This window comes from Kitasatospora sp. NPDC059817 (assembly GCF_042731835.1).
GTDB lineage: Bacteria > Actinomycetota > Actinomycetes > Streptomycetales > Streptomycetaceae > Kitasatospora.
In genome coordinates this window covers 24,898-36,166 of record NZ_JBHWIR010000001.1, presented here as the reverse complement: position 1 = coordinate 36,166, position 11,269 = coordinate 24,898, and the positions used below count along the sequence as shown (strand labels likewise).

Here is an 11,269-nt window from a genome sequence, read left to right as displayed (position 1 = left end):
GGGGTGGGTGGGTCCCCCGCACCCCCAACCCGGGCCTGCCGGGCGGGGGCGCGCCCCGCCCCCCGGCCCCCCGGGGGGGGGCCGGGGGCTGCGGCGTGCCCGGGGGTGGGTGACGAGTGACGGATAACAGCGAACAGATAACAGATGACGAAAGTTGTCATCTGTTATCTGTTCGCTGAAATCTGTTCGCCGTGATCCGTTCGCCGTGATCCGTTCGCCGTGATGCGTCCGCCGTATTGCGTCCGCTGCTACGCGCCCGGTCTCAGGCGGTGCGCCCGAGCGAGCCGAGGTAGGCGCGCCAGCCGCCGTGGTGGGTGATCTCGCGGTGCACCCCCCGCTCCACCTCACCGCGGGCGAGCAGCATCGACAGGCAGGCGGAGCCGTCGTCGAGCTCGATGACGCCGAGCTCCAACTCCCGTGGCTCGCCGGGGAGGATGACGTCACGCAGGTGCTCCAGGGTGATCTCGTAGAGCTCGCCCTCGATGGCCGTGTCGACCGCCGGATCGGCGAGCAGGCCCGGGCAGACGTCGTCGATCGAGAAGAAGCGGTAACCGGGGGCCGTCCGGGCCGGGCCGATCAGCGAGTCGGCGACCTTGGCGTGGAACGGTCCGCCGACCATGGCCTGGCCGTTGAAGAAGATGCGGGGCACGGTTGAACTCCTTACCGGGTACCGGGAAAAGGCCGTTCCGCACGGCGACGAGAGGACAGGTGGAATCGTCGCCGTACGGAACGGAGCAATGGGCTGGCGGGACTGCTACAGCCTGGCAGGCGGCAGCGGCGGCGCCGGCGGATAGATTGGGGCTCAGCCCAGCAGGGGAAGCGCGGGGAGGGTCAGGAAGTCCGCGAACTCCTCGGCCAGGGCGACCTGTTCGAAGAGCTGGGCGGCCTCGCGCCAGCGGCCGCCGGCGTAGGCGTCCGCACCCAGCTCGGCCAGGAGTTCGGCCAACTCCGCGGCGACCAGGGCGCGGACGAGGTCCGCGGTGGCCTTCTCGCCGGTGTCGGACAGGACGACGCCGTTGTGGATCCACTGCCAGATCTGCGAGCGGGAGATCTCGGCGGTGGCGGCGTCCTCCATCATGTTGAAGATGCCGACCGCGCCGAGGCCGCGCAGCCAGGCCTCGATGTAGCGGATGCCGACCTGGACGGCGTTGTGCAGCCCCGCGCGGGTGCAGGTGCCGCCGGCGCCGGCGATGTCGAGCAGCTGGGTCGCGGTGACCGGCTCGGAGGGCCCGGGGTCGTCCTTCTGGTGGGGGCGCTCGCCGAGCACCGCGTCGAAGGAGGCACGGGCGACCGGCACCAGGTCCGGGTGGGCGACCCAGGAGCCGTCGAAGCCGTTGCCGGCCTCGCGGTCCTTGTCCGCCTTGACCTTCTCCAGGGCGGCGGCGTTGACCTCCGGGTCCCTGCGGCTGGGGATGAACGCGGCCATGCCGCCGATCGCGTGGGCACCGCGCTTGTGGCAGGTCTGCACCAGCAGGCGGGTGTAGGCGGCCATGAACGGCGAGGCCATGGTGACGCTGTTGCGGTCCGGCAGGATGTACTGCTCGCCGGCGTCGCGGAAGTTCTTGACGATCGAGAACAGGTAGTCCCAGCGCCCGGCGTTGAGGCCGGCCGCGTGGTCGCGCAGCTCGTAGAGGATCTCGTCCATCTCGAACGCGGCGGTGATGGTCTCGATCAGCACGGTGGCGCGGACGGTGCCGTGCGGGATGCCGAGCGCCGCCTGGGCGTGGGTGAACACGTCGTTCCAGAGCCGGGCTTCGAGGTGGCTCTCGGTCTTCGGCAGGTAGAAGTACGGGCCGGAGTTGGGGTCCTCGGCGCCCTTGGCGAGCAGCCGGGCGGCGTTGTGGAAGAAGTACAGGCCGAAGTCGAGGAAGGCTCCGGCGACCGGGGTGCCGTCGACGAGCAGGTGGTTCTCGTCCAGGTGCCAGCCGCGCGGGCGGACCACGACGGTGGCGAGTTCGGCGGCGGGCTTGAGGGCGTACGCCTTTCCAGCGGGGGTGGTGAAGTCGATCCGGCCCTCGAAGGCGTCGATCAGGTTGATCTGGCCGCTGACCACGTTCTCCCAGGTCGGGGAGGTGGCGTCCTCGAAGTCGGCGAGCCAGATCCGCGCACCGGAGTTGAGGGCGTTGATGACCATCTTGCGGTCGGTGGGGCCGGTGATCTCGACCCGGCGGTCCTGGAGGGCGCGGGGCGCCTCGGCGACCTTCCAGTCGCCGGCCCGGACGTCGGCGGTGTCGGGGAGGAAGTCCAGCGTGCCGGCCCTGGCGATCTCCGCCCGGCGGGCCTTCCGCCCGGCCAGGAGCTCCTGTCGGCGCCCTTCGAAAGCGCGATGGAGGCCGACGACGAAGGCGACCGCCTCCGGAGTGAGCACCTCCTCCGCCCGGTGAACGCGCGGACCGGCGACAGTGACGACCGGAGCAGCGGGGGAGGCGCCGACGGGTCCCTGTTCTGTAGCCATGGGCAGGACACTCCTAAGCGGTTGAGCCTGGCGGAGGGAGCTCCGGTGGGAACTTCCTTGATCGGAACCCGCCTGTCGGCGAGTTCGATTCTGTAAGGTGGAGACTAGTTTCCGCGATACAGAATTTCAACGGTTTGTTGATGTGATCGCCGGGACTCTACTCCTCCCCGACAGCGAAGGGAACGCCGGTGGTTTCGACCCCCGACACAGCACCGACGACCAGCACGGACCGCGCGACCGGCGGTGTGCAGTCCGTCGAGCGCGCCTTCCAACTCCTGGAGGCGCTGGCCGACTCCGGCGGCGTGGCCACCCTCAGCGAGCTCTCCGCCAGCTCCGGCCTGCCGATGCCGACCATCCACCGCCTGGTTCGTACCCTCGTCCAGCAGGGCTATGTACGCCAGGACACCGCGCGTCGCTACACCCTCGGCCCGCGGCTGATCCGCCTCGGCGAGACGGCCGGCCGGCTGCTCGGCAGCTGGGCCCGCCCCTACTTGGCCGAACTCATGGAGGCCACCGGCGAGACCGCCAACCTGGCGGTGCTGGAGGGCGGCGAGGTGGTGTACGTCGGGCAGGTGCAGTCGCGGCGCTCGATGCGGATGTTCACCGAGGTCGGCCGACGGGTGCAGCCGCACTGCACGGGCGTCGGCAAAGCGCTGCTCGCCCAGCTCCCCGAGGACGAGGCGCGCGCCATCCTGGGCCCCAACCCGCTGCCCGCACACACCGAGTACACCGTCACCGATCCGCAGGAACTGCTGCACCAGCTCGCCGAGGCGCGCGAGCGCGGCTACGTGGTCGACGACCAGGAGCAGGAGATCGGCGTCCGCTGCATCGCGCTCGCCGTACCGGGCGCACCGACGCCCACCGCCCTGTCGGTGTCCGGCCCGGAGGCCCGCATCCGGGCCCTGGAGGAGCAGACCGGCGCGTCCTCGCTGGTGCCGGTGATGCACCACATCGCGACCCGGCTGGGGCAGGTCCTCGCTCCCTGACTCATCGTCAGCACCCGTTTCACGCACGGGAAGTCGGTCCCGCCGACTTCCCGTGCGCGCGTTCCCCCGTTCGAGCGGACGCCGAGCGGGTTGCACCGGGCCCCGACGCAGGCTCCGCCACCCTGGTGCGGACGCGGCCCGCAACGGCGCGGGCGGCCGGAGCACAGGGACAGGGTGGACGACGATGACGTACAGGCGTTCGGCAGCGCGGGGCGGGTCCAACCAGGGCGGGCGCGGGCAGGGCGGGTCCGGGCAGGGCGGGCTCGGGCAGGGCGGGTCCGGGCAGGGCGGCAGGCTCTGCGGATTCCGCGCGGCCTCGCTGGTCGCGGCCGTGGCGGCCGGCTGTTCGGTGGCGACGCTGGCCGCCGGCCCGTCCTGGGCGCTGCGGCGGCCCGAGCCCCGGCCGGCGGTGGATACGGCAGCCCCCGCGGCGTCCCGCTCCGATCTGGAGGTGGTCCGGCTCGACCCGGACGCCGCCCCGCCCGGCGGCACCACCACCATCCACGCCTTCATCGCCAACCGCGGCCCGGACACCACCGCCGCACCGTTCACCGTGCTGGTGACGCTGCCACCCGGGGTCACCCCCGAGGGCCCGTACTTCCCGGAGGACTGCGAGGTGCGGCTCAACGGCCGACAGGTGCGCTGTGTCTTCCCAGCCGGACTGCCCCCACTGCGCAGCGCGACCGCGCTGGTGCCGGTGAGGTTGTCCCCTGACCTGCCGATCGGCAGGCTCACCGGCGGCTCGGTCGCGGTGCGCGACGTGGACGACCCGGACGAGGGGAACAACCGGCAGCCGTTCGACATCACGGTGGTCGAGACGGCTCCCGGTTCCTGACCCGAAAGACCCGAAGGCCTTACCGGTACACGCGGACGTAGTCGGCGGCGAAGGTGATCGGGGCGGTGCCCTGCGGCGCCGGGTGGTACTTCCCCGCGCCGACCGGCAGGTTGAGGATCAGGTACGCCGACCAGTTGGCGCCGACGCCCTTGCCGTCCGAGAACACCTTGGCGCTCGCGTCGGTGTAGTACCTGGGGTTGCCGGGGCTGACGTGGTTGGTCGGCTCCAGCAGGTTCGGGTTGTCGGGGTGGTACTCGAAGGAGTCGACCTCCCCGTTGTCCACGGGTCCACGGGTCCACGGGCCCACGGGCCCACGGGTCAAGCGAGCCAGTTGTCGACCTGGCTCTCGGCCTCCGGTGCCCAGGCGAGTTCCAGGTGGTTGAGGCCGGTGAGCAACCGGGTGCCGCCGATCGTCGCGATGCCGGTGGTGTCCAGCGCGCTCGCGGTGAACACGATGCCGTCGCTGGGCCCCCGGTTCTCGTTGAGCACGCCCGGGATGTCGGCGGACCCGCCCGCGAGCAGGTAGGTGCGCACCGACGCCGGGACGCCCGCCTGTTGCAGCGGCGCGATCAGCGAACCGGCGTCGATCGCCGCCTGGATGCCCTGGCCGGAGGTGTAGAAGCCCTGGCCGCCGTAGTAGGTGGTCCACCAGTCCTGGGCGGTACCGTCCACCCCGTACCGGCCGTCCCAGCGGGCGAGCAGCTGGCGCTGGCCCGGGTAGCAGTCGTAGCCGCCGGTGGGCAGCACGCCGAGGCAGGGCTGCGCGGTGTACGTGCCGTAGCAGGTCATGTACAGGTGCGGGGACGGCGCGTTGGCGGTGCCGCCGCAGGCCGGCCAGCTCTCGAGGTCGAACGACCAGCCGTGCGCGTACACGTAGTCGAGCCCGCCGTTCGGGCCGCCGAGGGTGATCAGGCGGCGCACGTCGCCCGCGTAGGCCCGCCCCCAGGACGGGCGCACCGAGGACACGTACGCCCGGGCGGCGACCTCGCCCTTGCTCCACGCCACCACGTCCACCTGGGGGACGCCGAGGCGGGCCCGGATCAGCGAGACGGCGTCGCCGACGGCCTGCGCCTGGAGCAGGTTGTCGCCCTGCTTGTGGGCGAAGCCGATGGCGAACACCCGGTGGCCGGTGCCGGCGAGGTACTGGGCGAGGCCGGTGGACGGGCAGGCGGAGGCGCCGCAGGTGCCGCTCTCCCCCGGGTTCGCCCAGGCGCGGTCGGCGTTGTCGTTGGCGCCGTGGACCAGCAGCACGGGAGTCGGGCGGCTACTGGTGTCCCAGGCGGTCGCCGAGTACAGCAGGAAGCGGCTGGAGGAGGGCTGGCCGGTGCCGCCGAAGTACGTCCGGCGGGCGCCGTCCTGGTCGCCACGGCCGTCGGCCGGGTACTGCTCGGCGCGGAAGCCGGGGGTGGTGTCGAGGTAGCGCTCGACCTTGGCCCAGCCGTTGCCGGGGGCGGGGAAGGCGGCTTCGAGGGTGAGCGGGGCGGTGGCCGCCTGGGCCGCGGTCTGGGCAGTGGCGGTCCGGGCGGGGGCGGCCTGGGCGGCGTCGGCCTCGGCGGGGGTGGGGGTGCCGAGGAGCAGCGCGGCGAGGGTGAGCAGGAGGGCGGACAGCCCGGCAGGGGTGCGTCTGATGGCGGTGGGGATGTGCCGCACGGGAGTGGGGGTGCGTCTCATAGGGGTGGACGGTAGGACCGGCCGTCGGCGGGCGCCCAGGTGCCGGTCGCACACCCCGCAGGCCTGCGCGGTGGCGGCCGGTGCCGTGGCGCACCGCCCACGGGTGCGCCCACCCGGCTCACCGGGTCGGATAAATTGGAGCTCCGACATCTTCCGCAGTGCACAAGACCTCCGTGCACGGCCTCACAGGAACGAGGTACCGCCCCACCATGACCGCGCCCCTGCCCGCCTTCGCCGGCCGCACCTACCTCTTCCGGGCCGACAACGGAGCGGCCTTCCGCAACACCTACTCGGCCGACGGCAGGCGGCTGCGCTGGGAGGGCCTCGGCGAGTCGGCGGGCCAGTGGGAGGACGTGCGGCTGCACGTCGCCGAGGTGGCGCCGGAGATCTACTTCATCAGCTGGACGGAGGAGAGCGGGATCACCGTCAGCCACGTGATGGACCTCGGCCGGCTGACGGTGCGCGCCTTCTGGACGTACGAGGGCGAGGGCGGCCGCGTCGGCGAGCTGCACACCGGGACGCTGGAGCGGGTGGCCTGAGCCTCGTCGCTCCCGCGCCCCTCGCTGTCCGCCGGCTCACTCAAGCCGTCTGAGCAGACGCTCAGACGGCCTGCTCAGGCGGTCTGGTTCGGGACCTTGAGGTGCTGGGACAGCCACTCCAGCGAGGACGGCAGCAGCGCGCTCCAGGTCTCGAAGTTGTGGCCGCCGTTCTCCAGCATGCTGTAGGAGACCTTCATCGGGGACTGCGCGGCATCGACGAAGGCCTCGGTGTCGTGCCGGTAGTCGCCGTCGCCCTTCTTGGTGCCGGCCAGCAGCACGGACACCTTGGGCTGCGGCAGGTTCTTCAACCGCCACATCAGGTTGGCCTCGTCACGACGCTGCTTGCTGCCGCCGAACAGGTCGCCCGTGGTCGGGTCGTCGGCGGCGTCGTAGTAGGCGGAGAGCGCGACGGCGGTCGGAAAGACGTCCGGGTGGCGCATGGCCAGCTTGAGGGCGCAGTAGCCGCCGGTCGAGTTGCCCATGAAGGCCCAGGCCTGCGGGTCGGAGGAGACCCGGAAGCTCGCCTGGATCGCTGAGGGGACGTCCTTGGTGAAGTACGTGTCGGACTGCGCGCCGCCCGGGATGTCCTCGCACTCGGTGTCCTGCGGCAGGGCCGGCGAGGGGCGCATCAGCACCATGACGGTCGGCTGCATCTTGCCGTCCTGGAGCAACTTGAGTGCTGCGCCCGGGTAGTTGAACCGGGTGATCAGGTTCTCGGCGATCCCGGGGAAGCCGGTGCTGACGATCACCGCCGGGAACTGCCGCTGTGCGTACTCCGGTTGGAAGTACTGCGGCGGCAGGAAGACGTACCCCTCGGTGGACAGCCGGCTGGCCGCGCCGTCGATCCGCACCTTGCGGATCTCGCCGGACTGGCTGGGCTCGCGACCCATCGCGCCGCCGCCCTTGACGGAGGCGTGGCCGATCGTCTCCACGAGCAGCCGGCCGGACGCGTCCGCCTTGTTGTGGATCACCACCGGGCCGGTGTCACCGGTGCCCAGCAGGTCGCCCCAACTGCTGTAGAAGGCGAAGTAGTTGTTCGCCACCAGGCCGAGTGCGGCCAGCACCGCGAGCTGGGTGGCGAGCAGTGCGCCGATCCGGCCGAGCACCGCCTGCCAGGTCTGCTTGGCGAGTCTTGGCCACAGCCAGACCGTGCCGGCCGTCATCACGACGGCGATCAATACGGCCAGCGCCAACACCTTGTGGCTCGTCAGACCCATGTCCTACTTGCTCCCACGCCTCGAACTCCCCGCCCCCTCCGTCCAGGACATCCGAGGTGGTCACCCCGGTTCCCCCGCCGGGGCGCGCGATCACCCACCCTAACGGGGCCTGGGAGGAGGAACGGGTGACAGATGACAGCCGACAGATAACAGATAACAGATAACGAAATCTGTCAGCTGTTATCTGTTATCTGTTATCTGTTCGCGGCCTGACGGGCTCAGCCCTCCCGCCCGTAGAGCCGCAGCCCCGCCGTGAGTTCGCGCATGCAGCGCGCGCCGAGCTCCCGCGGGGAGCCCGGGCCGACCGTGGGCGCGTCCGAGGCGGCCCATTCCTCCAGCGCGACCCGGATCGCGGCCGTCGCCGCAGCGGCGGCCAGTCGGATCTCCAGCGGGTCGGTGCCACCCGGACAGCGGGCCGCGAGGACCGTCCGCAGCCGCTCCTCGGAGTCGGCGTGGACGCGCTGCCACGTGCCGTCGAGGCGCGGGTCGCGCAGCAGGCTTCGAGTCCACTCCATCGCCTCGACCGCCTCGCCGTCGGGCGGGGTCAGCGAGGCGACCGCCGAGCGCTCCAGCGCCTCGCGCAGCGGCAGATCGGCCGGGGCCTCGGCGAGCTGGTCGACCCAGCGGCGCCCGCCGGCCGCCAGCAGTGGCGCGACGGCGTCCTCCTTGACGGAGAAGTACCGGTAGAAGGTGCGCAGCGAGATGCCCGCCGCGAGGGCGATCTCCTCGGCGGTGGTCGCCTCGGCCCCGCGCTCGGCGAAGAGCGCGGCGGCGGTGCGGGCGATGTCCAGCCGGGTGGCGTCGCGGCGGCGCTGGTTCAGGGTGGGGCGTCCGGTCACAGGGTCAGCGTACGCGGGCCGGTGCCACTGTGGCGCGGTGCGCCGAAGTGACACTCAGAGGACTTATTGGCACGTTATGCCATGAAGGCGTACCGTGCCTCTTGAGGTCGAGAGGCCACGAACGAACGGAGTACCACCAGTGCGACACGAAGTCGCTTCGCCCAAGCAGACGACCTGCAAGAGGAAGGAGTGAACAGGTAGGCCGTCTCGGACCAGTGTCCAGGGTCCGTCCCCAGGCTCGCATGCGTCGCTGGCAACGGCGGGGTGTGAAGCCGAGCCGGTTAAGCCCAAGAGCGACCCGCGCCATCGGGTGGCAACAGGCGAAGGGGAAGGCCGGACGGGCTAATGAAAATGAACCCTTGATGACGTCCCGTTACTCCGAAGTCGCGTCGATGGCGACGTACTCGGCGACTGGTAGGACCTGGCGATGAAAGGCGCCGATCGGTCTCGCGTCCTTGGGAGATGCGGGATAGGACACCGATTGTCCCGGGGTTAAGAGGGAGCCCAACCCGGCCGCATCTTGACGAAGCGGAACGTGGAAACCCCGTTGGAGTCCGGCACTAGCCGGTAAGCCGGAGGCAACGAAGGCCCAACTCTTCAGCGGGACAGGATGATCCGAGAAGCGAATGCTGGTAGGGCGAAAGCCCGGAGGAAAACAGGGTGGGCCTCCTCACTCACCCTGCATAACTCGCCGGATACGGGACTCAGTTTCCCGGCCCGAAAGGGAGCCCACGCGGATCAGGTGGACCTGTGAAGTGAAACGGCAAGGAAGCCAGAACCGAAGGACAAGTTAGATGCCGGAGGCAGGTGTGGCAACGAAGGCAGTGACGTCGGGGTCTCCCGCTCCCGTGAACGGACCCGAGGACTACGCGCAGGCATGGCACGGCATCGACTGGGCCAAGACCGAGGCGACGGTACGGCGACTGAGGCAGCGAATCTTCACGGCAGCGAAGGAAGGGGACCTCAAGAAGGTCCGGAACTTGCAGAAGCTCATGCTGCGATCGCACTCGAACACGCTCGTGAGCGTCAAGAGGGTGACACAGCAGAGCCAAGGCCGCCGGACGGCCGGCATCGACCAGGAGGTCATCCTGACTCCGCGTGAGCGGGGCATGGTGGCCGCACAGATCTCTTCAGAGACAAAGCCTGGTCGCGCCAGACCTGTTCGGCGCGTGTACATTCCCAAAGCCAACGGGAAGCAGCGCCCACTCGGAATCCCGGTCATTCGTGACCGGATTCGCCAGGCCCGCGTGAAAAATGCGCTGGAGCCGGAGTGGGAAGCCCGGTTCGAGCACAGGAGCTACGGCTTCCGTCCGGGCCGGGGCTGTCATGACGCCATCGCGCAGATCTTCATCGCCGCAGGGAAGAAGAACGCCCGGCGGCTGTGGGTGCTCGATGCCGACCTGACAGCGGCCTTCGACCGGATCTCTCACGACCACCTGATCAGCAGCCTGGGAACCTTCCCTGCCAGGGAAGCCATCCGAGGCTGGCTGAGGGCCGGGGTGATGGATCGCGGCCGGTTCGCGCCAACTCTTGAGGGCACTCCTCAAGGTGGCGTGATCAGCCCGCTGCTGTTGAACGTTGCTCTGCACGGTATGGAAGAAGCCGCAGGCTGTCTCTCCGAGAAGAATGGAACAACTCGGCGAGACGCCTCGATTCTGGTCCGGTACGCGGACGACTTTGCAGTGTTCTGTCACAGCGAAGAACAAGCGCACAGGGCCAAGGAGGATCTCGCTCGGTGGATGGCCAGCCGGGGAGTCGCCTTCAACGAGGAGAAGACGCAAGTCGTCCACCTGGAAGAAGGATTCGACTTCCTCGGATTCAACATCCGCCGCTACAGCGGGAAGCTGCTGATCATGCCGAGCAAAAGCGCGGTCAAGAGGGTCCGTAAACGCCTCCGCGACGAGATGCTCGCTCTCAGAGGGGCAAACGCCGGTGCGGTGACGAGAAAGCTCAACCCCATCATCAGAGGCTGGGCAACCTACTACCGGACGGTCGTGTCCAAGAAGACCTTCCAATCCTTGGACCACTACGTGTGGAAGCTCACTTACAAGTGGGTCCGGCACACACACCCGAAGAAGCCAGTGCCCTGGTGCTTAGCCAGGTACTTCGGCCAGTTCAACTCGACCAGGCGTGACAAGTGGATATTCGGTGACCGGGAGACCGGGGCCTACCTCTACAAGTCCGCCTGGACCAGGATCGACAGGCACGTCATGGTCAAAGGGGCGAATTCCCCTGACGACCCGTCCCTGATCGAGTACTGGGCGGCCCGCCGACGCCGCAGTCTGCCTTCGACGGTCGATAAGACATCGATCGCCCTGGCGGCACGTCAGAAGGGGATTTGCCCGCTGTGCAAACAGCCGCTGATCTCCGGTGCCGAATACGAACCCGACAGCCCGCGAGAGTGGGCCGCATGGTTCGCGGCATCGATGAAGCCGTTGCACAAACACCACTTCATCTATCGACGAGACGACGGGCCGGACACACGAACGAACCTTCGCCTCGTACACGCCGAATGTCACCGCCAGCATCACGCTGGCGACCATAGAAGGGCCATAGACGCATGACCATCCAAAGCAGCCAGCAGGGTCCGCTTGAGCCGGATGCGGGGACGACCCGCACGTCCGGTTCTGAGGGGGCCGGGGGGGGGGCGCGCCCCCCCGCGCCGCCGCCCGTGGCGGGGAGGGGGCGGGAGGGGGCGCTGGGCCGCGGGGGGCGCGGGGGAGGGGC

The 11,269-nt window shown here is 69.9% G+C and carries 10 protein-coding genes; 4 read left to right on the top strand and 6 right to left on the bottom strand.

All coding sequences use genetic code 11. The features are described from left to right. Positions 1-262: 262 nt before the first annotated feature. Both ACFV61_RS00160 and aceB read right to left on the bottom strand, forming a co-directional pair. Positions 263-649, bottom strand: a complete 387-nt coding sequence (locus tag ACFV61_RS00160; RefSeq protein ID WP_079136011.1) for a gamma-glutamylcyclotransferase — start codon at positions 647-649, stop codon at positions 263-265. A gap of 153 nt (positions 650-802) precedes the next feature. Beyond that, positions 803-2,455 carry a malate synthase A gene (gene aceB, locus ACFV61_RS00155; protein ID WP_380423663.1) on the bottom strand — a complete coding sequence of 551 codons (1,653 nt, stop codon included), beginning with the start codon at positions 2,453-2,455 and terminating at the stop codon, positions 803-805. Between the two features lie 188 nt (positions 2,456-2,643). On the opposite strand from aceB, the gene ACFV61_RS00150 reads away from it, so the two are divergent. Both ACFV61_RS00150 and ACFV61_RS00145 read left to right on the top strand, forming a co-directional pair. Next, complete coding sequence (locus tag ACFV61_RS00150) at positions 2,644-3,441, top strand: IclR family transcriptional regulator (RefSeq protein ID WP_079136010.1); 798 nt, start codon at positions 2,644-2,646, stop codon at positions 3,439-3,441. 184 nt (positions 3,442-3,625) lie between these two features. Further along, positions 3,626-4,276, top strand: a complete 651-nt coding sequence (locus tag ACFV61_RS00145; RefSeq protein WP_380489137.1) for a hypothetical protein — start codon at positions 3,626-3,628, stop codon at positions 4,274-4,276. 19 nt (positions 4,277-4,295) lie between these two features. Here the strand turns inward: ACFV61_RS00145 and ACFV61_RS00140 are convergent, their stop codons facing one another. Together ACFV61_RS00140 and ACFV61_RS00135 are read right to left on the bottom strand one after the other, a co-directional pair. Then, positions 4,296-4,559, bottom strand: coding sequence for a hypothetical protein (locus ACFV61_RS00140; protein ID WP_380489136.1), 264 nt, complete (start codon positions 4,557-4,559; stop codon positions 4,296-4,298). Positions 4,560-4,594: 35 nt separating this feature from the next. After that, positions 4,595-5,947, bottom strand: coding sequence for an esterase/lipase family protein (locus tag ACFV61_RS00135; RefSeq protein ID WP_380489135.1), 1,353 nt, complete (start codon positions 5,945-5,947; stop codon positions 4,595-4,597). A gap of 209 nt (positions 5,948-6,156) precedes the next feature. Between ACFV61_RS00135 and ACFV61_RS00130 the strand changes: the two genes are divergently transcribed. Beyond that, positions 6,157-6,486 (top strand): MoaF N-terminal domain-containing protein, encoded by a 330-nt coding sequence (locus ACFV61_RS00130; protein WP_063349998.1) that lies wholly within the window; start codon positions 6,157-6,159, stop codon positions 6,484-6,486. Positions 6,487-6,560: 74 nt separating this feature from the next. Here the strand turns inward: ACFV61_RS00130 and ACFV61_RS00125 are convergent, their stop codons facing one another. Together ACFV61_RS00125 and ACFV61_RS00120 are read right to left on the bottom strand one after the other, a co-directional pair. Next, positions 6,561-7,703 (bottom strand): esterase family protein, encoded by a 1,143-nt coding sequence (locus ACFV61_RS00125; protein WP_063349997.1) that lies wholly within the window; start codon positions 7,701-7,703, stop codon positions 6,561-6,563. A gap of 218 nt (positions 7,704-7,921) precedes the next feature. After that, positions 7,922-8,542, bottom strand: coding sequence for a TetR family transcriptional regulator (locus ACFV61_RS00120; RefSeq protein WP_380340233.1), 621 nt, complete (start codon positions 8,540-8,542; stop codon positions 7,922-7,924). A gap of 794 nt (positions 8,543-9,336) precedes the next feature. On the opposite strand from ACFV61_RS00120, the gene ltrA reads away from it, so the two are divergent. After that, positions 9,337-11,106, top strand: a complete 1,770-nt coding sequence (ltrA, locus tag ACFV61_RS00115; protein WP_380489133.1) for a group II intron reverse transcriptase/maturase — start codon at positions 9,337-9,339, stop codon at positions 11,104-11,106. Positions 11,107-11,269 lie beyond the last annotated feature (163 nt).